The sequence below is a fragment of the Streptomyces sp. ADMS genome (assembly GCF_033441795.1).
Lineage (GTDB): Bacteria > Actinomycetota > Actinomycetes > Streptomycetales > Streptomycetaceae > Streptomyces.
In genome coordinates this window covers 13501-33290 of record NZ_JAVFVX010000052.1, presented here as the reverse complement: position 1 = coordinate 33290, position 19790 = coordinate 13501, and the positions used below count along the sequence as shown (strand labels likewise).

17 protein-coding genes and 1 pseudogene are annotated in these 19790 nt (G+C 70.7%); 8 read left to right on the top strand and 10 right to left on the bottom strand.

The annotated features are described in order from the left end of the window. Positions 1-101: 101 nt before the first annotated feature. The 3 genes from cobJ (at position 102) to cobC (ending at position 3901) form a co-directional block, all read left to right on the top strand. On the top strand, positions 102-1823 hold the full coding sequence (cobJ, locus tag RB628_RS22760) for a precorrin-3B C(17)-methyltransferase (RefSeq protein ID WP_318322357.1): 1722 nt from the start codon (positions 102-104) through the stop codon (positions 1821-1823). Between the two features lie 76 nt (positions 1824-1899). Continuing rightward, on the top strand, positions 1900-2838 hold the full coding sequence (locus tag RB628_RS22755; protein ID WP_318322356.1) for a sirohydrochlorin chelatase: 939 nt from the start codon (positions 1900-1902) through the stop codon (positions 2836-2838). Then, a complete protein-coding gene (gene cobC, locus RB628_RS22750; RefSeq protein WP_318322355.1) occupies positions 2828-3901 on the top strand; it encodes an Rv2231c family pyridoxal phosphate-dependent protein CobC in 1074 nt (357 codons plus the stop codon). The genes RB628_RS22755 and cobC overlap by 11 nt, the downstream gene beginning before the upstream one ends. Here the strand turns inward: cobC and RB628_RS22745 are convergent. The 9 genes from RB628_RS22745 to RB628_RS22705 form a co-directional block, all read right to left on the bottom strand. Then, positions 3849-5804 (bottom strand): DUF2264 domain-containing protein, encoded by a 1956-nt coding sequence (locus tag RB628_RS22745; RefSeq protein WP_318322354.1) that lies wholly within the window; start codon positions 5802-5804, stop codon positions 3849-3851. The genes cobC and RB628_RS22745 overlap by 53 nt on opposite strands. Before the next feature lie 275 nt (positions 5805-6079). Further along, the gene (locus RB628_RS22740; RefSeq protein ID WP_318322378.1) at positions 6080-7132 is read right to left on the bottom strand and encodes a LacI family DNA-binding transcriptional regulator; all 1053 of its coding nucleotides are present in this window, start codon (positions 7130-7132) and stop codon (positions 6080-6082) included. A 54-nt stretch (positions 7133-7186) separates the two neighbouring features. Beyond that, the gene (locus RB628_RS22735; RefSeq protein WP_318322353.1) at positions 7187-8839 is read right to left on the bottom strand and encodes an extracellular solute-binding protein; all 1653 of its coding nucleotides are present in this window, start codon (positions 8837-8839) and stop codon (positions 7187-7189) included. 57 nt (positions 8840-8896) lie between these two features. Then, entirely contained in the window at positions 8897-9784 is an 888-nt protein-coding gene (locus tag RB628_RS22730; protein WP_318322352.1) for a carbohydrate ABC transporter permease, read from the bottom strand. After that, positions 9781-10662: an ABC transporter permease gene (locus RB628_RS22725; protein ID WP_318322351.1), complete on the bottom strand. Its 882-nt coding sequence runs from the start codon at positions 10660-10662 to the stop codon at positions 9781-9783. Before RB628_RS22725 ends, RB628_RS22730 begins: the two co-directional genes overlap by 4 nt. A 353-nt stretch (positions 10663-11015) precedes the next feature. Continuing rightward, positions 11016-12107, bottom strand: a complete 1092-nt coding sequence (locus RB628_RS22720) for an amidohydrolase family protein (protein WP_318322350.1) — start codon at positions 12105-12107, stop codon at positions 11016-11018. A gap of 10 nt (positions 12108-12117) precedes the next feature. Continuing rightward, positions 12118-12939, bottom strand: coding sequence for an amino acid ABC transporter ATP-binding protein (locus RB628_RS22715; RefSeq protein WP_318322349.1), 822 nt, complete (start codon positions 12937-12939; stop codon positions 12118-12120). Next, positions 12936-13772, bottom strand: coding sequence for an amino acid ABC transporter permease (locus RB628_RS22710; protein WP_318322348.1), 837 nt, complete (start codon positions 13770-13772; stop codon positions 12936-12938). The genes RB628_RS22715 and RB628_RS22710 overlap by 4 nt, the downstream gene beginning before the upstream one ends. Beyond that, positions 13769-14614: a transporter substrate-binding domain-containing protein gene (locus RB628_RS22705; RefSeq protein ID WP_318322347.1), complete on the bottom strand. Its 846-nt coding sequence runs from the start codon at positions 14612-14614 to the stop codon at positions 13769-13771. The genes RB628_RS22710 and RB628_RS22705 overlap by 4 nt, the downstream gene beginning before the upstream one ends. A 201-nt stretch (positions 14615-14815) precedes the next feature. Between RB628_RS22705 and RB628_RS22700 the strand changes: the two genes are divergently transcribed. The 5 genes from RB628_RS22700 to thpD all read left to right on the top strand — a co-directional run bounded on the left by RB628_RS22700 (position 14816) and on the right by thpD (position 19400). Further along, positions 14816-15916 carry a pyridoxal-phosphate-dependent aminotransferase family protein gene (locus RB628_RS22700; RefSeq protein ID WP_318322346.1) on the top strand — a complete coding sequence of 367 codons (1101 nt, stop codon included), beginning with the start codon at positions 14816-14818 and terminating at the stop codon, positions 15914-15916. A gap of 261 nt (positions 15917-16177) precedes the next feature. Beyond that, on the top strand, positions 16178-16738 hold the full coding sequence (gene ectA, locus RB628_RS22695; protein ID WP_318322345.1) for a diaminobutyrate acetyltransferase: 561 nt from the start codon (positions 16178-16180) through the stop codon (positions 16736-16738). 29 nt (positions 16739-16767) lie between these two features. Next, the gene (gene ectB, locus RB628_RS22690; RefSeq protein ID WP_318322344.1) at positions 16768-18039 is read left to right on the top strand and encodes a diaminobutyrate--2-oxoglutarate transaminase; all 1272 of its coding nucleotides are present in this window, start codon (positions 16768-16770) and stop codon (positions 18037-18039) included. Between the two features lie 36 nt (positions 18040-18075). Further along, on the top strand, positions 18076-18498 hold the full coding sequence (locus tag RB628_RS22685; RefSeq protein WP_318322377.1) for an ectoine synthase: 423 nt from the start codon (positions 18076-18078) through the stop codon (positions 18496-18498). 5 nt (positions 18499-18503) lie between these two features. After that, the gene (gene thpD / locus RB628_RS22680) at positions 18504-19400 is read left to right on the top strand and encodes an ectoine hydroxylase (RefSeq protein ID WP_318322343.1); all 897 of its coding nucleotides are present in this window, start codon (positions 18504-18506) and stop codon (positions 19398-19400) included. A gap of 87 nt (positions 19401-19487) precedes the next feature. On the opposite strand, the pseudogene RB628_RS22675 reads toward thpD, so the two are convergent. Next, positions 19488-19766, bottom strand: a pseudogene (locus tag RB628_RS22675) (hypothetical protein); the annotation flags it as partial. Positions 19767-19790: the final 24 nt, after the last annotated feature.

The window sequence follows — 19790 nt, the reverse complement described above, 5'->3', positions numbered from 1 at the left end:
CAATCAGCCCGGTTTATCAGGTTTATGGAGGTTACTGCTGTGCTGGCTTGGTTCTCGCTCAGCGATTCGCGACCCTACCAGCCATCGCGGGGAGGCAACCGGTGATCGGCCTGGTTTCCGCCACCTCGGCGGGCACGGCGGCGCGTGATCGGCTTGCCGCCGCCTGGCCCGACCGTACGCGTGTGTACGAGGGGCCGGTCGCCGACGCCGTCCGGCGCGCGTTCGGCGAGTGCGGGCAGCTCGTGTGTTTCCTGGCCACGGGGGCGGTCGTACGGCTGGTCGCGCCGCTGCTGTCCGACAAGGCGTCCGACCCCGGTGTGGTGTGCGTCGACGAGGGTGGGCGGTTCGCCGTGTCGCTGGTCGGCGGGCATGGCGGCGGCGCCAATGAACTCGCCCGTGCCGTCGGGCGGTTGCTGGGTGCGGAGCCGGTGGTGACCACCGCGACGGACGCCGTGGGGGTACCGGGACTCGACACGCTCGGGATGCCCGTGGAGGGGGATGTCGCGGGGGTCTCGCGGGCCCTGCTCGACGGTGCACCCGTCGCCCTGGAGCTGGAGTCGGTCTGGCCGCTGCCCGCGCTGCCTGCCAACGTCGGGAGCGCCGCACCGGGCGGCGGGCCGACGATCCGGGTGACCGACAGACTGGTCGACCGGGTGACAGGCGCCGCCGGTGCGGGCGAGGTCGTGTTGCGGCCGCCGACCCTCGTCGTCGGTGTGGGCGCCTCCAAGGGGGTCCCGGTCGACGAGGTGCTCGGGCTGGTCGAGGGGGCGCTGGCGGACGCGGGGCTCTCCGTGGCCTCCGTCGCCGCGCTGGCCACCGTCGACGTGAAGGCGGGCGAGCCCGGCATCGTCGGGGCCGCCGAGCGGCTCGGGGTGCCTGTCCTCACGTACTCCGCCGACGAGTTGGCCGGGGTCGACGTGCCGAATCCGTCCGACGCACCGCTGGTCGCCGTCGGTACGCCGTCCGTCGCGGAGGCTGCCGCGCTGGTCGGCGGGGGCGAACTCCTCGTGCCCAAAAGGAAGTCGGAGCGTACGGACGGGGCGCCGGCCATGGCGACCTGTGCGGTCGTACGGCGTCCGGGGCGCGGACGGCTCGCGGTCGTGGGGCTCGGGCCCGGGGCGCGGGATCTGCTGACGCCGCGTGCCGAGGCGGAGTTGCGGCGGGCGTCCGTGCTCGTGGGGCTCGACCAGTACGTCGACCAGATCCGTGATCTGCTGCGGCCCGGTACCCGGATCCTGGAGTCGGGGCTCGGCGCCGAGGAGGAGCGGGCGCGCACAGCGGTGGCCGAGGCCCGGAAGGGGAAGGCGGTCGCGCTGATCGGCAGCGGGGACGCGGGCGTGTACGCCATGGCGTCGCCCGCGCTCGCCGAGGCGTCCGACGACATCGACGTGACCGGGGTGCCGGGCGTCACGGCCGCTCTCGCGGCGGGGGCGATTCTCGGGGCTCCGCTGGGCCACGACCACGTGTCCATCAGCCTCTCCGACCTGCACACTCCCTGGGAGGTCATCGAGCGGCGGGTGCGGGCGGCGGCCGAGGCGGACATCGTCGTGACGTTCTACAACCCGCGCAGCCGGGGCCGTGACTGGCAGCTGCCCAAGGCGCTGGCCGTCCTCGGCGCGCACCGGGAGCCGACGACGCCCGTGGGTGTCGTACGGAACGCGTCGCGGCCCGACGAGTCCAGCCGTGTCACGACGCTGGCCGGCCTCGACCCGGCGACGGTCGACATGATGACGGTCGTGACCGTCGGCAACACCGCGACGCGGAACATCGCGGGCCGTATGGTCACGCCCCGCGGGTACCGCTGGCAGGAGGCGACACGATGACCCGTCGTCCGTCGATGCCCTGCTTCTTTCCCGACACCCTTCAGATCGCACCCACTTCACCGTCCGAGGAGACATCGTGACCACCCCGCCGCCCGCTCTGCTCATCGCCGGCCACGGCACCCGGGACGAGGCCGGGGCCGAGGCGTTCCGTGACTTCGTAAAGGAGTTGGGGCGCCGCAATCCCGAACTGCCCGTCGCGGGCGGCTTCATCGAGCTGTCTCCGCCGCCGCTGGGCGAGGCCGTGGCCGAGCTGGTGGAGCGGGGGGTACGGAGGTTCGCCGCCGTTCCGCTGATGCTGGTGTCCGCCGGGCACGCCAAGGGCGACATCCCGGCGGCGCTGTCCCGCGAGAAGGAGCGGCACCCCGGGATCTCCTACACGTACGGCCGCCCGCTGGGCCCGCACCCGGCGCTGCTCACCGTGCTGGAACGGCGGCTGGAGGAGGCGCTGGGCGGTGGGGCACGTACTCCCGCCGACCGGGCCGACGTGACCGTGCTGCTGGTCGGGCGCGGCTCCACCGACCCGGACGCCAACGCCGAGGTACTCAAGGCGGCGCGGCTGCTGTGGGAGGGGCGCGGGTACGCCGGTGTGGAGACGGCGTTCGTGTCGCTGGCGGCGCCGGACGTGCCGTCGGGTCTCGACCGGTGCGTGAAGCTGGGGGCGCGGCGGATCGTCGTCCTGCCCTACTTCCTGTTCACCGGGATTCTGCCGGACCGGGTGCGGCAGCAGACGGAGGGCTGGGCAGCAGCGCACCCCGAGATCGAGGTGCGGTCCGCCGAGGTCATCGGTCCGGAGCCGGAGTTGCTCGATCTGGTGATGGAGCGGTACCGGGAGGCCGTGCAGGGGGATCTGCGGATGAACTGCGACTCCTGCGTGTACCGGATCGCGCTGCCCGGCTTCGAGGACAGGGTCGGACTGCCTCAGCAGCCGCACTTCCATCCGGACGACGACGGCCACCACGATGGTCACCATCATGGACATCACTCCCACGGGCACTCGCACTCCCATGCACACTGAGAGAGACCCGGGCACGCACGATCTTCGGCACCACGGGGACGCCGAAGTACGTGACGACGGCGCCGAGTTGGTCGACCTCGCCGTGAACGTCCGGGCCGGCGCTCCCCCGGCCTGGCTGCGCGAGCACATCGCGGGGTCGCTCGGCGCTCTCGCCGCCTATCCCGACGGGCGGGCCGCGCGGGCGGCGGTGGCGGCTCGGCACGGGGTGCCGGTGGAGCGGGTGCTGCTCACCGCCGGGGCCGCGGAGGCCTTCGTGCTGCTGGCTCGTGCCCTGGAGGTGCGTCGGCCGGTGGTCGTGCATCCGCAGTTCACGGAGCCGGAAGCGGCACTGCGGGACGCCGGGCACAACGTGGGCCGGGTACTGCTGCGGGCGGAGGACGGGTTCCGGCTGGACGCGGGGCTCGTGCCCGAGGACGCCGACCTGGTGGTGATCGGCAACCCGACGAATCCGACGTCGATCCTGCATCCGGCGGGCGCCATATCCCAACTAGCCCGTCCCGGGCGGACCCTGGTGGTGGACGAGGCGTTCATGGACGCGGTGCCGGGTGAGCGGGAGGCGCTGGCGGGCCGCACGGACGTGGCCGGTCTGGTGGTCCTGCGCAGCCTGACCAAGACATGGGGGCTGGCCGGGCTGCGGATCGGCTACGTACTGGCGGCCCCGGAGACGATCGCGGACCTGGAGCGTGCCCAGCCCCTGTGGCCCGTCTCCACGCCCGCCCTCGCGGCGGCACAGGCGTGCGTCTCGCCGCGGGCCCTGGCGGAGGCGGCCCACGCGGCCCACCGCCTCGCCACGGACCGGTCCCATCTCGTCGCGGGACTGGAGGAGTTCGCCGCGGACGGGCTGCGGCTGGCCGGACCGGCCGAGGGCCCCTTCGTGCTCGTACGGCTCCCGCGGGCCGCCGCCGTCCGCCGTCACCTGCGTGACCTGGGCTTCGCGGTCCGGCGCGGGGACACGTTCCCCGGGCTCGGCGAGGAGTGGCTGCGGCTGGCGGTACGGGACCGGGTGACGGTCAACTCGTTCCTTCAGGCGCTGGACCGGGCGATGACGCTGGCGGATCGCTGATCCGGGGCACCACCCGCTCCCGGGTTCCGTCCGGGAAACGGATCTCCACGGTGCCGTCCTCGGCGACCGACGCGCCCGCTCCCGTGCGCAGCGCGTCCGGGTCGGCACTGAGCACCACGAGGGTGACCAACAGGCGGGCGCCAGCGCTCAGTTCGAGCACGGGCGTCGCCGAGTGGTGGCCCACGGCGTTGGTGCCGAGTCCGGTTGCGACCGTGCCCTCCGTGCCGTCCCAGCCGTACAGGCCGGTGATCGCGCTGGTCAGGCCGTTCGCGCGGCGGGCCGACGCCCGGCCCGGGCCGGTCCGGGCGACCGGCGGCGCGGTGTCGTCGGCGACGGCCCAGCCGCCTTCGCGTACCGGAGTCCCGGGCGGGACGTCGAGGTGGTGGACGCGCACCTCCCACGGGCCGTGGACCACGCTCACCGTCTCGATGCGGTGCCCCCGCGCCAGGTGCCAGGAGGCGGCACGGCCGCCCGAGGCGCCGAGGGGGTGGATGCGGCCGCGCGGGGACGGCGTGCCGTCGGGGGTGAGCAGAGCGATGTGGTTGTCCGGGGCGGTGGCCGGGGCTGTCGGCGTTTCGGGGGCCGTCGCGCTGGAGTACGCGAACCGGGCGTAGTGCGGGCTGTCCTCGGTGGTGGCCGGCGGTGGCGGGAGCCGGTCGCTACCGTGGTTGACGAGCCGTACGATCCCGTCGGCCGCGGTGGTGTGCAGGAGCCAGCCGGGGTCCGGGAGGGCGAGGCGGACGTCGGCCGTGTCCACGGGGGCGGGCGCCTCGGGTGCCGTCCACACCGGGTGGCTCTCGGGCAGCAGCAGGCCGAGGAAGGCTTTGCTCGCCCAGTAGGGGGAGGCGGGGCCGGAATAGCGCTGGGTGACGGGCAGGAAGGGCCGGTACCAGCCGAGGGTGAGCAGACCGCGCTCGTCCGGCGCGCCGCGTTCGGCGAAGTGCCGCAGCGCGCCCGAGGCGAGGCGGCGGGTGCGGCCGGGCGGCAGCGGGGTGACGTCGGCGAGGACGCCCGCCCACAGTGGGGCGACGGTCGCGAAGCGGTAGGTGAGGGAACGGCCCTGGTGCACCGGGGCGCCGTCGGAGCCGAAGAAGTGCTGGTGGACGGCGAGGAACTCGCGCAGGCGGGTGCGGTGCCGTGCCACCGTCCCCGGGTTCACGCGCGGGCCCGCGATACGCGCCCACAGCACCGGGTACAGGTGCAGCGCCCAGGCGTTGTAGTAGTCGAATTTGCGGCCGTCGCCGTCCGTGTACCAGCCGCCGCCCCGGTACCAGTCGTCGAGGCGGGCGAGGCCGGCGTCGATCTCGGCACGGCTGTGCGGGGCACCGACGGAGGCCAGGAACTCCTCCGTGATGACCTGGAACAGGCGCCAGTTGGAGTCGTTGACGTCAGCGCCGACGAAACCGCCGAGCCAGTGGACGATCTGTCCGCGTACCCCGTGGTCGAGGTGGTCCCAGAGCCAGCGACGGGACTCGTGCAGGGCGATCGCGATCGACGCGGCCTCGACCATGGGCTGGGACCGGTCGGTGACGGGCGGCCAGGCTTCGGTGCCGTGCGGGTCGGTGCCGGCGGCGAGTCCGGCCGCGTACCGCTCGACGAGGGTGGGAGCGACGCGGCCGTCCGAGCCCGCGATACGGAACGCGGCCAGCAGGAACGACCGCGCGAAGCCCTCCAGACCATCCGACCACGGGCCGGAGTGGCTGGGCGGCCCGGGCAGCCGGTACTGGGCGAAGCCCGGCGAGGCGTACGGCAACAGCCCCTCGAGAAGCCGGTCGGCGATCGCCTCCCAGTGGGCGCGGGTCCACCCGGTGACGGGCGAGAGCACCGGGTCGGCCGGGGGCAGTCCGGGAAGGTTCGGCAGATGCGTCGGATCGTCGGGGAGCGACACGTGCGGCGCGGTCATACGGGGGTGGGTCCTCCGTCAGTCGGTGGTGGCGGGGGCAGGGGCGGGAGCGTACGGCGACGTGGCTGCGGGTCCCCCGACGGTCGGTGACAGCCGGGAGCGGGCCATCACTTCGGCGTTCGACGATGTGGAGGCAGGTCCTGCACAGTCGGTGACAGCCGGGACGAAGCCACGCTGCGGCATCCAGCAATGTGGGTGCGGGTCCCCCGTCGGTCGGTGGTGGCCTGGGCCGGGGCGACGCTGCCGCGTTCGACGAACTGGACGCAGGTCCCTCCTCAGTCGGCGGGGGCCGGGGGTGGGCCCACGCTGCGGCGTACGACGATGTGGGTGCCGAGCAGGTGGTGGCTGCCGGCGGCGTGGTCGGGGTCGCGCAGGGCGATGCGGACGGCGGCGCGGCCGAGTTCCTCGGCGGGGGTGCGGACGGTGGTGAGCGGCGGGTTGAAGTCCTCGGCGAGGGGAATGTCGTTGTAGCCGACGACGGAGATGTCGTCGGGGACACTCAGGCCCGCGTCGGCGATGGCACGGAGAGCTCCGGCGGCGACCATGTCGTCCCCGGCGAAGACCGCCGTGAACTCCCGTGTCTCCTTGAGGAGTTCGGTCATGGCCTGCAGACCGGCCGCGCGGCCCAGGCCGCAGTCGACGACGTGCGCGGCGCTCGGCGGCATTCCGTGTTCGGCGAGCGCGGCCCGGTAGCCGGTGACACGGGCGTCGAGGGCGGTGTTGCCGGGCAGCCCGCCGAGGAAGACGATCCTGCGGTGACCGGCTGACAGCAGGTGCCCGGTGACGGCCCGCGCGCCCGCCTCGTTGTCGAACTCGACCACCAGGGCGGGGATGTCGGGATCCGGGGCGGGTCTGCCGCACAGCACGAGCCGGGCGCCGGTGGCGTCCAGGGCCTGGGCGTAGTGGGCGACCCGCTCGCGGTAGGCGTCGTCCTCGACGACCCCGCCGACCAGGATCACCAGCCTGGCCCCCTCCTCCCGCATGAGCTGCACGAACTCCATCTCGCGCTGCGGATCGCCGCCGGTCGCGCCGACCACGCACAGCCAGCCGCGGTCGGCGGCCTCCGCCTCGACGCCCTCGGCGACCTGGGCGTAGAACGGGCTGGTCACCTGGCGGACGACGACCGCAGCCATCTTGCGGCCACCGCCGACGAGGGCGCGGGCGTGCGCGTTGGCGACGTAGTCGAGGTCGCGGGCGGCGCGCAGGACGCGGGCCCGTGTCGTGGGGGGCACCGGGTGGTTGCCGCTGAGCGCGCGGGAGGCGGTGGCCATCGACACCCCCGCGCGCTCCGCGACCTCCCTGATCGTGACCCGCCGCTTGGACCCCATGTCGTTCCCCATCCCCCGCGTCTCCTCTTCCACCGGTCTTCCACCGGCAGCCGTTCACGTGTTGGCCGCGTAGTCCTTCGCGAACTCCTCGGCCATTCTGTCGCCACCCCGGGACCTCCACTTCTTCACCGCCCCGTCCCACTCCGACAGTGGGATGCGCCCGGCGACGATGCCGGTGACGGTGTCGTCGAGGAGCGCCTTGAGCGTGGTGCCCTGGGCGTTCTTCGTCCGGGACTGCAGGCCGTAGGAGGCGTTGCGGACGGCGTGCGGGACGACCTTGAGCTGCCAGGCGTGCAGGGCTCGTACGGCGTCGGGCATGCCCGGCACGAACAGCACCTGGGGGCCTTCGGCGAGGTACTTCAGCGGCAGGTTGGTGTTGTTCTCCACCTCGCCGAGCCTGGTGGGCTGTGGTGAGCCGTCCTTGCCGCGGGTGAAGTGGGTGCCCTCGACGCCGTAGTGGACGAGTTCCCACTCCTGGCTGCCGAAGGGCGCGGCGAGGTAGTCGAGGATGCGCAGCAGCAGCTCGACGCGTTCCTTCTTGGCCTTCTTGAGCACGGTGTAGCCGAAGGAGCGGCGGGCCGCGACGATGCCGCCCGGCTCGCCGCCGACGCTGTAGGGCAGCGCTGCGGCCGGGGTCAACTTGCCCTGCGATTCCCGGTACTTGGGCAGGTAGGCGCCGAATCCGTCCTGCATGGAGCCGACCGTGCCGTTGTAGTAGAGGGTGGTGAGGTCGATCTGGGAGATGGATGTGGCGTCCGGGTGGTAGGAGCCGTCCTCGCGGAGCCGGGACTGGAAGGCGATCGAGGCCTTGAAGCGTTCGTCGGCCCAGCCCGGTACGAAGGTGCCGTCCTTGGTGACGGCCCACTCCTGGGGTGCCTTGTGGGCGGCGCAGTGCACGGCGTTGCCGAACAGGGAACCGGAGGCGGCTCCGAGCGCGTACGTCCGTCCGCTCGTCGCGTTCCTGGCGGCGGCGGCGAAGTCGTCCGCACTCCAGCCCTCCGCCATGCCGGCGTCGGTGAACATGCCCTGGTTGACCCAGAGGGTGGAGCCTGGCAGCGGGCGTTCCAGCGGGATGCCGAAGACCCGGCCGCCGATGCGGCCCATGTCGCGCCAGGCGTGGGTGGGGATGTTCGCGAGGTTGGGGTAGTCGGTGATCGCCTCGCCGGACAGGTAGGGCGTGAGGTCCTCCGCCCGCCGCTGCACGAACTCGGCCTCGCGGGGCAGGACGAACCCGGAGAAGAGGTTGATGACGTCCGGGAGGGTGTCGGCGTCGCCGGCCATCACGGTGGCCATCTTCTTCTGGTAGTCGGCCTGGGAGACGATCGTGTACTCGATCTTCACGCCGAGGGCCTTCTCGACGGCGGCCCAGAACTGGTTCGCGGAGGCGGGCTTGGGCGGTGTGCCGAAGGACACTGACATGACCTTGATGGTGGAGCCGTCACCCGGGGTGCGGGAGACGGACCTCACCAGGTCGGAAGGGTAGGCGGTGTATCCGGCCTGGACTCCTGCGCCGGTGGGGGCGAGGTCCGGCTTGGGGCCGGTGGAGGTGGGTCGGTAGGCGGGCCAGGGGGCTAGTTTCTTGCCCGCGTTGGAGACGTCGCTGCCGCCCGAGCCGGTGGAACAGGCGGTCAGCAGGGTGGGGGCACAGACGGCGGCGCCGACCGCGCCGGCGGAACGCAACAGGGTGCGTCGGGAGATGCTGGGCATGATCAAGTGACCTTTCCGAACACGGCTCTTGATGGGATGTCAGCCCTTGATGGAACGTCAGCTCTTGATGGCGCCCGTGAGCACGCCCTTCGTGAAGTACTTCTGCAGGAACGGGTAGACCAGCAGGATCGGCACGGTGGCGATCACCAGCACCGCCATCTGCACGGTCTGCGGGGCGGTGATCGTGCCCTCGCCGGTCGTCGCGTCGGTGAGCCCGGAGCCGGCCACCACGTAGGTGCGCAACACCTGCTGGAGGGGCCAGTGGTCGCTCTCCAGGTAGAGGGAGGCGTAGAACCAGGAGTTCCAGTACGCCACCGCGTAGAACAGGCCGACCACGGCGAGCGCCGCCTTGGACAGGGGCAGGACAACCGAGAACAGCACCCGCCAGTCCCCCGCCCCGTCGAGCCGTGCGGCCTCGTACAGTTCCTCCGGGATGCCCTGGAAGAAGCCGCGCAAGACGACGAGATTGAAGACGTTGACCAGGACGGGCAGGACCAGTGAGGCGTAACTATCCAGCAGGCCCAGCTCCTTGACCAGCAGGAAGCTCGGGATCATGCCGGGTGGGAAGAGGAACGTGAACAGGATGAGGAGCAGCACCGGCCTGCCGCCGAAGACCCCGGGGCGGGACAGGGCGTAGGCGAGGGTCACCGTGCAGGCGAGGCTGAGCAGGGTGCCGATGATCGTGACGCCGGCGCTCACCCCGAGGGCGTGGGTGACGATGCCGCCGTCGAGGATGTCGCGGTAGGCGTCGAGCGACGGTTCGGTCGGCCACAGTACCCAGCCGCCGTTGTCGACGACCTCGTCGGTGGAGGCCAGCGAGGTCGACACGATGACGAGGAACGGCACGCAGACCAGGAGGACGACGGCGACGAGCGCGAGGGCCTTCGCGGCCTGGGTGAGCGGCTTCGGCTTCTCCAGCCAGCCGGGCCGGACGTCGGCAGTCACTTGTAGACCCCCTGTTCGCCGAGGCGGTGGGCGACCTTGTTGGCGGCATAGACGAGGAGGGCGCCGATGACGCCCTTGAACAGGCCCGCGGCGGCGGCGAATCCGTAGTCACCGCCGACGATGCCCTGGTAGTAGACGAAGGTGTCGATGATCTCGGCGGCCTCCGGGCCGACCGCGTCGCGCTGCAGCAGCATCTGCTCGAAGCCGACGGAGAGGATGTCGCCGAGCCGCATGATCAGCAGCAGCACGATCACCGGGCGGATGGCGGGCAGCGTGACGTGCCAGAAGCGCCGCCAGGGCCCGGCGCCGTCGATCGCGGCGGCCTCGTACTGCTGCTCGTCGACCTGGGCCAGTGCGGCGAGGAAGATGATCGTGCCCCAGCCGGCGTCCTTCCAGATGACCTGGGCGACGGTGAGCGGCTTGAAGGCGTCGGGGTTGCCGATGATGTCGACGGTGCTCAGTCCCATGCCGTCCAGCGAGGTGTTGAGCAGTCCGGTGTCGCCGAGCAGCTGCTGGAAGAGGGCGACGACGATCACCCACGAGATGAAGTGCGGCAGGTAGGCCACCGACTGCACGAACCGGCGCACCGTGCTCCAGGTGAGGCTGTGCAGGAGCAGGGCGAGGGCGAGCGGCACCGGGAAGTAGAAGCCCAGTTGGAGGACGGCGATCCAGACGGTGTTGAGCACCGCGTCCCAGAATGCGCCGTCCTCGAACATCCGCTGGAAGTTGCCGGGGCCGACCCAGGGACTGCCCCAGAGGCCGTCGAAGGGGATGTACTCCTTGAAGGCGATGACGTTGCCGGCCAGGGCGCCGTAGTGGAACAGCAGGAAGTAGGCGAGGCCGGGCAGCAGCAGCAGAGCGAGGCCGCGACTCTGCAAACGTTTTCGCCGCGGGCGCTCATCGCCGGTTCGACGGCGAGATGTGTCAACCTCCTCTGTACCTGCGCGTTCCCGTAGGACAGCGACCACGGGTCCCCCTCGGGTCTCGATGCTGGAGTGAGAGGAAGTTAAAACGTTTTCATTCGGCAGTCAACAGGCCTGACACCGAAGGGCTGTTGACTGTCGCTGCCGCCGGTCTGCGCCAACCCCGCTTCGGCGGGGGCGCCCTGCGTTTCCACGTCGGCGGCCGGCCCCGTACCGCCCGGCGCTACGGGGCCTTCGCCAGGGTCAGGGTGAACTCCACCCAGGGCTGTGCTTCCCGGTCGATCACGCGGCCGTTCTTCCAGCGAACCTCAGGCCGCCACCCGCCCGTTCAGCACCACCCGCAGCGGCGCCCCCAGCACCCGTACGTCCGCCCGCGGATCGCTCTCGTACACCACCAGGTCCGCCGCCGCCCCCTCATCGAGGCCGGGCCGCCCCAGCCACTCCCGCGCGCCCCACGTCGTCGCCGACAGCGCCTCCACCGCCGGGATGCCGGCCTTGGTCAGCTCGGCCACCTCCGCCGCGACCAGCCCGTGCGGCAACGTGCCCCCCGCGTCCGTGCCGACGTACACCGCGATCCCCGCGTCGTACGCGGAACGCACCGTGTCGTAGCGGCGTTCGTGCAGCCGTCGCATATGGGCCGACCAGGTCGGGAACTTGGCTTCACCGGATGCCGCCAGGTTCGGGAACGTCGAGATGTTCACCAGCGTCGGGACGATCGCCACGCCCCGCGCGGCGAACAGGGGAATCGTGTCCTCCGTCAGGCCCGTGGCGTGCTCGACGCAGTCGATGCCGGCCTCGACCAGGTCCCGCAGGGAGTCCTCCGCGAAGCAGTGGGCCGTGACCCGCGCGCCCAGGCGGTGGGCCTCCGTGATCGCCGCCTCCACCTTCTCGCGCGGCCAGCAGGCGGAGAGGTCGCCGGTGCCCCGGTCCAGCCAGTCCCCCACCAGCTTCACCCAGCCGTCGCCGCGCCGGGCCTCCTGGGCGACGTACGCGACCAGGTCGTCCGGCTCGATCTCGTGCGCGAAGCCACGGATGTAGCGGCGGGTGCGGGCGATGTGCCGGCCCGCTCTGATGATCTTCGGGAGATCCTCGCGGGAGTCGGTCCAGCGGGTGTCCGACGGTGAGCCCGCGTCACGGATGAGGAGGGTCCCGGCGTCCCGGTCGGTCAGTGCCTGTTTCTCCGCCGTGTCCTCGGGCACCGGGCCGTGCGGCCCCAGGCCCACGTGGCAGTGCGCGTCGACCAGGCCGGGCAGCGCCCAGCCCTCCACCGTGCGGATGTCACGGGCGCCGGGCGGGCGGTCGTACGTGATCCTGCCGCCGACCACCCACAGCTCGTCCCGGGTCTCCTCCGGGCCGACCAGGACCCGGCCCCTCACCTGCAGCACCGTCTGATCGCTCATGGACGGCACCCTAGTTCGGCCCCTTCGGCTTCTCCGCCTCCGGTGCCGATTCCTCCTCCACGTCCGCCATCGCGGGGTCCAGCAGGCGGGAGAGGAAGTGGCGGGTGCGTTCGTGGCTCGGGTTGCTGATGACCCGGTCCGGGGTGCCGTCCTCGACGATCACTCCGCCGTCCATGAAGACGACCCGGTCGGCGACCTCGCGGGCGAACGTCATCTCGTGCGTGACGACCATCATCGTCATGCCCTCGTTCGCCAGCCTGCGCATGACCGCCAGCACGTCCCCCACCAGCTCGGGGTCGAGTGCCGACGTCGGCTCGTCGAACAGCATGACCTCCGGGCCCATCGCCAACGCCCTCGCGATGGCGACCCGTTGCTGCTGGCCGCCGGAGAGGGACGCCGGGTAGGCGTTCGCCTTCTCCGAGAGGCCCACCCGCTCCAGATTCTCCGCGGCCACGCGCGCGGCCTGAGCCTTGTCCCGCTTCAGCACCCGGCGTTGCGGCAGCGTCAGGTTCTCCGTCACCGTCAGATGCGGGAAGAGGTTGAACTGCTGGAAGACCATGCCGATACGGCGGCGGACCTCGTCGATGTCGACGTCCGGGTGCGTGACCTCCGTACCGCCGACGAAGACCTGGCCCTTCGTCGGCTCCTCCAGCAGGTTCACACAGCGCAGAAGGGTCGACTTGCCGGAGCCGGACGGGCCGATCACACACACGACCTCGCCCTGCCCGATCTCCAGGTCGATGCCGCGCAGCACCTCGTTGTCGCCGAACGACTTGTACAGGTCCCGGACCTGGATCTCCGGAACGCCCGTGTCCTTGGTGTCGTCGCTCACTTCACCGCCTCCCCCGCCTTCGTCTCCAGCCGTCGTACGACGAGGCCCAGCGGCACCGTCACCAGCAGATAGCACAGGCCCGCCACCAGGATCGGTGTGGAGTTGGCGGTCTGGCTGGCCAGGTCGCGGCCGTACTTGGCCAGTTCACGTTCCTCCAGGGTGACGCCGAGGAACAGCACCAGTGAGGAGTCCTTGAAGAGGAGGACCAACTCGTTGGTGAGCGGCGGGATCACGACGCGGAACGCCTGCGGGATGATGATCGAGACCATCGCCCGGGCGTGCGAGAAGCCCAGCGAACGGGCCGCCTCCATCTGCCCCTTGGGGACCGCCTGGATGCCCGCGCGGATCGTCTCGGCCATGTACGCCGCCGACACCAGGCCGAGGGCCAGTGCCACCTTGCCGTACGTCCCGCCCGGGATCTCCGTGCCGGGGAAGGCGAGGGGTACCGCCACGCCGACGAAAATGAAGATCAGCAGGGCCGGCAGACCACGGAAGATCTCGATGTAGATGCCCGCGACCCAGCGGTAGGGGCCCACCGGTGACAGCCGCATCAGGGCGATCGCCATCCCCAGCACCAGGCCGAAGACGAAGCCCGACAGGGTGTAGAGGACGGTGTTCTTGAGCGCCAGCGTGATGATCTCCGGGAACATCTGCTCGGCCAGGTCCGCCTGCGCGAACTGGTTCTGCAGCCGGTCCCAGTCGGCCGACACCGCGAGGGCGACCACGGCGGCGACGAACAGCGCGTACTGGGCGCCCCGGGACAGCGCCCGCTTCTGACGACGGCTCAACCCCTGCTTACGGGGCTGTACTTGCTTGCCGGAGACCTCGGTCATGACGCGGACGGAGCGGCCGCGGACTCGTCGTACGGGCCGATCCACTGCTCGTACAGCTTCTTGTACGTGCCGTCGGCCTTCGCGTCGGCGATCGCCCTGTTGAGGGCGGCGAGCAGCTCGGTGTTGCCCTTCTTCACCGTGAAGCCGTACTGCTCACCGGTGTTGAGGTTGTCCACCACCTTGAAGGCGTCGGCGTTGGCAGGGGTCTTGAGCCAGCCCTGGACGACCGGGTAGTCGATGACGACGGCCTCGACCTGCTTGGTGCGCAGGCCGTTGAGGACGGCGTCGGAGGCCTCGAAGGAGACCGGGTCGAGGCCCTGTTTCTTGGCGTAGTCCTCACCGGTCGTCTGTGCCTGGGCGCCGACCTTCTTGCCCTGGAGGTCGGCGGCGGAGGCGATGCCGCTGCTCTTGTCGACGAGAACGGCCTGTGTGGCGTCGAAGTACGGGTCGGAGAAGTCGACGTTCTTCTCGCGCTCCTCCGTGATGGTCATGCCGGCGGCGCCGAGGTCGCACTGCCCCGCGTTGAGGAAGGCGCCCGTCTTGAAGTTCTCGAACGGCGTGTCGAGGATCTCCTGCTTCACACCGAGGTTCCTGGCCACGAGGTCGACGAGCGACACGTCGAAGCCCTGCACCCTGCCGTCGATCTCCGACTGGAAGGGCGGGTAGGGAAGGTGGGTGCAGACGGTGAGCTGCCCCGCCTTGGCGAGTTCCACCCCGCCGGCGGCGGTCTTCGCCGCGCTGCCGCCGTCGTCGTCCGAGGAGCAGCCGGCCACGAGCAGGAGCCCCACCGTCGCGGTGGTGGCGGCCAGGATGCGGGACCGTCGTCCGGGGACCGTGTGCACGGGAACCTCCTGTGGGGGGACTGTGACTTCTGATTATAAGGAGACGTTTGACCCTCTCAAACTATTCCCATGGTTACGATGCCACGCGACCTGCGGTTTCGAGGTCGCGCGGCCTCGGATCCCGTCGGCCCGAGGGTCAGGGGGATCTCCGGTTAGTCTCGACCCGGCTTACCTACCCCGCGATCCGAAGAGAGCACCTCCGTGACCACGCATCCCTTCCTGGACCTGGCGCCCCTGACCGCCACGCGCTTCGCCTCGATCGAGGACCGGGTGGCACGGCTGCTCGACACCGGGCAGGACGTCGTGATCATGCAGGGCGAGGCGCTGCTGCCCCTGGAGGGCGCCATCAGGGGGACCGCCGGACCGGGCACGACGGCCCTCAACGTCGTCACGGGCCCCTACGGGCAGACGTTCGGCGACTGGCTGCGGGACTGCGGCGCCACGGTCGTCGACCTCGCGGTGCCCTTCCACGCGGCGGCCACGGCCGCGCAGATCCGGGAGGCGTTCACGGAGCACCCGGAGATCGACTTCGTCTCGCTGGTGCACGCGGAGGCGGCGACCGGCAACACCAACCCGGTCGCGGAGATCGGCGAGGCGGTACGGGAACAGGGCGCCCTCTTCTATCTCGACGCCGTCGCGTCGGTCGGCGCCGAGCCGGTGCTGCCGGACGCGTGGGGTGTCGACCTGTGCGTGATCGGGGCACAGAAGGCGATGGGCGGGCCGGCCGGCGTGTCGGCGGTGTCGGTGAGCGAGCGGGCGTGGGCGCGGATGGCGGCGAACCCCGGGGCGCCGCGGCGGTCGTACCTCTCGCTGCTGGACTGGAAGGAGCGGTGGATCGACGGTGGCCGTCGCGCGCTCCCGCACGCTCCCGCCCAGCTGGAGATGCTCGCGCTGGAGGCGTGCGTCGAGCGGATCGAGGCGGCGGGCCTCGACACGGTGATCGCCCGGCACACCACCGCGGCGGCGGCCACCCGGGCCGGGGTGCTCGCGCTGGGCGGCGGCCTTGAGCCGTATGTGTACGAGGCCGAGGATGCCGCGCCGGTCGCCACGACCCTGCGGGCACCCTCCGGAATCGTCGCGTCGGAGCTGGTGGCGAGCGCTCTGGCCGCCGATCCGGCGCTGCCGCTGGCGGCGGGTGGGGGCGCGCTGGCCAAGGAGATGATCCGGGTCAACCACTACGGGGCCGCCGCGACGCGGGAGGCGGTGCTCGGGAGTCTGGTCGCGCTGGGTGCGGCTCTGGCAGACCGGGGGCTCGTGGTGGACACCGAGGGGGCCCGGGCGACGGTCGCGAATTTCTCGTGAATGCGCGATGAAATCAGGTAATTAAATTCAGGGTAGCCCCCCGTACGCTTCTGCCCGCATTTCATCGACCTAAACACAACAATTTCGCAGACAAATCAAGCGAATTACGCGAGTGTGACGCACGCAACAACGCGCCCGTTTTGTATGGGATTTACCCCGCAAACCGGGCGTTTCCATGTCCGCCGAATAACATATTCCGCGTCCACACGTAACCTCGACCGACGATGCGTTTTTGATTTCCTCTCGGTAAGTTCAATTTGCATGAATGCCGTACGGACAGACCTGCGAATCGACCGACCGATGGTGGCCGACGGGGCCGCCCTCTGGCGGATCGCCAGGGACTCGAAGGTTCTCGACCTCAACTCCTCGTACAGCTATCTGCTCTGGTGCCGGGACTTCGCCGCCACCTCGGCCGTCGCCCGGGACCCCGACGGGAGACCGGTCGGCTTCGTCACCGGGTACGTCCGGCCGGACCGGCCACGCACCCTGCTCGTCTGGCAGGTGGCCGTCGACGCCGGCCACCGGGGTCGCGGGCTCGCCGCCGCGCTGCTCGACGGGCTGACCCGGCGGGTTGTCGCCGAGCAGGGGCTCACCACCGTCGAGACCACCATCACGCCGGGCAACACCGCCTCGGAACGGCTGTTCACCTCGTTCGCACAGCGCCACGGCGCCACCGTCGAGCGGGAGGTGCTGTTCGACGCGGATCTCTTCCCGAGTGAGCCGAGCGAGCCGAACGCCCTGCACGAGCCCGAGGTCCTGTACCGCATAGGCCCCCTCTCCGAGCCTTCGGGGCTCTCCGGGTTCCCCGACTTCTCCGGCTGACTCGCCCGCACCTCAAGGAGTTCACCCCCGTGACCATGACCCAGCCCGACCTGAACGTCTTCGAGACCATCGAGTCGGAGGTGCGCAGCTACTGCCGCAGCTGGCCCGCGGTGTTCGACCGTGCGCAGGGCAGCCGTATGTACGACGAGGACGGCCGCGCCTACCTCGACTTCTTCGCCGGCGCCGGATCGCTCAACTACGGCCACAACAACCCGGTACTCAAACGGGCGTTGATCGACTATCTGGAGCGGGACGGCGTCACGCACGGGCTCGACATGTCGACCGGCGCCAAGCGCGCGTTCCTGGAGTCCTTCCAGAAACTGGTGCTGCGGCCCCGCGAACTGCCGTACAAGGTCATGTTCCCGGGCCCGACGGGCACCAACGCCGTCGAGGCGGCGCTGAAGCTGGCGCGGAAGGTGAAGGGGCGGGAGGCCATCGTCTCCTTCACCAACGCCTTCCACGGTATGTCCCTCGGGTCACTCGCCGTGACCGGCAACGCCTTCAAGCGAGCCGGTGCGGGCGTTCCGCTGGTGCACGGCACGCCGATGCCGTTCGACAACTACTTCGAGGGAACCGTCCCCGACTTCCTGTGGTTCGAGCGGCTGTTGGAGGACCAGGGCTCCGGTCTCAACAAGCCGGCCGCCGTGATCGTGGAGACCGTGCAGGGCGAGGGCGGCATCAACGTGGCGCGCCCGGAGTGGCTGCGGGCGCTGGCCGACCTGTGCGCACGTCAGGACATGCTGCTGATCGTCGACGACATCCAGATGGGCTGCGGGCGGACCGGTGCCTTCTTCTCCTTCGAGGAAGCGGGCGTCGTACCCGACATCGTCACCGTGTCGAAGTCCATCAGCGGGTACGGACTCCCCATGTCCCTCTGCCTGTTCAGGTCCGAGCTGGACATCTGGGAGCCGGGCGAGCACAACGGCACGTTCCGCGGCAACAACCCGGCGTTCGTGACGGCCACCGCCGCGCTGGAGACGTACTGGTCCGACGGTTCGGCCATGGAGAAGCAGACGCATTCCCGTGGTGAGCAGGTCGAGGAGGGGTTGATCTCGATCACCGAGGAGAACCTCGCCGACGTCAAGGAGTACCGGGGCCGGGGCCTGGTGTGGGGCCTGGAGTTCCACGAGAAGGCGCGTGCGGGGCGGGTCGCTCGGCGGGCCTTCGAACTCGGGCTGCTCATCGAGACGTCGGGCCCGGAGGGCGAGGTCGTGAAGCTGCTGCCCGCGCTCACCGTCACGCCCGAGGAACTGGACGAGGGCCTGCGCATCGTGGCCCGCGCCGTGCGCGAGACCGCATAGATCACCGATCACCCACGAAAGGGGTTGTTGAGCACCGTGATCGTCCGTTCGTTCAAGGACATCGAAGGCACCGACCGGCATGTGAAGGCGGCGTCCGGCACCTGGGAGAGCAAACGCATCGTCCTCGCCAAGGAGCGGGTCGGCTTCTCGCTTCACGAAACCGTCCTGTACGCGGGCACGGAGACGTCGATGTGGTACGCGAACCACGTCGAGGCCGTCGTGTGCGTCGAGGGCGAGGCCCTGCTGACCGACGACGAGACCGGCCGGACGTACACGATCACTCCCGGCACCATGTACCTCCTCGACGGGCACGAGCGGCACACCATGCGGATCAAGGAGGACTTCCGCTGTCTGTGCGTCTTCAACCCGCCCGTGACCGGCCGCGAGGACCACGACGAGAACGGCGTCTATCCCCTGCTGACGGAACCCGACTTCGCCCCCGACTCCGAGGAGGTCTGACACCCATGTCACCCACGTCAACCCCCACCGACCTGTACCCCACCCGTGGCGCCGCGGAGGTGACCGTCCCGCGTCAGGACCCGGTCCTCTGGGGTGCGCCGGACACGCGCGGACCGTTCACCGCGGCCGACCTCATGGCGTACGAGCGTGATGGCTTCCGGGCACTCGACCGGCTTCTGGAGGACGACGAGGTCGCGCTCTACCGGGCCGAGTTGGAGAGGCTGATCACCGATCCGGCCATCCGGGCCGACGAGCGGTCGATCATCGAGCCGAAGTCGAAGGAGATCCGGTCGGTCTTCGAGGTGCACCGGATCAGCGAGGTGTTCGCGCAGCTCGTGCGGGACGAGCGGGTCGTCGGGCGGGCCCGGCAGCTCCTCGGCTCCGACGTGTACGTCCACCAGTCGCGGATCAACGTCAAGCCGGGGTTCGGGGCGGGCGGCTTCTACTGGCACTCCGACTTCGAGACCTGGCACGCGGAGGACGGTCTGCCGAACATGCGGACGGTGTCCGTCTCGGTCGCGCTGACCGAGAACCTCGACACCAACGGCGGCCTCATGATCATGCCGGGGTCGCACCGCACGTTCCTCGGCTGTGCGGGGGCGACGCCCGAGGACAACTACAAGAAGTCGCTCCAGATGCAGGACGCGGGCACCCCGTCCGACGAGGCACTGACCTCGCTGGCCGACGAGCACGGCATCAAGTTGTTCACGGGCAGGGCGGGTTCGGCGACCTGGTTCGACTGCAACTGCATGCACGGGTCCGGGGACAACATCACGCCGTTTCCGCGCAGCAACGTCTTCATCGTGTTCAACAGCGTGGAGAACCAGGCGGTGGAACCGTTCGCGGCACCGGTGCGCAGGCCGGAGTTCATCGGGGCACGGGACTTCACTCCGGTGAGGTGACCGCTCCTCCGGTCGGCGGAACCGCGGTGGATGCAGCATCGGGGCACGGGACTTCACTCCGGTGAGGTGAACCGCCACCGGTGGCACTCAGAGCCACGCCACTGAGGCCGCGCGTTCCAGTTTCAGTACCTCACGTACGGCCGCCGTGTCTCCCGTCTCACCGCGCGGCACCTCGCCGGGTGCGTGGCGGCCGCCGACCAGCAAACAGAAGTCGACCGGATGCAGGGCGAGTTCGGCCCGTACGGGTTCGTCCTCCGAGCCCAGCACCCATTTCGCGCCGCCGGTGACGGCGAAGAGCACCGGCGGCGCGTCGGGTCCCACGGCCGTGCCGAGGATGCGGACGGCGAGGTGGACCAGTCGCCACAGGCATCGGGGATGGCGCGCAGCACG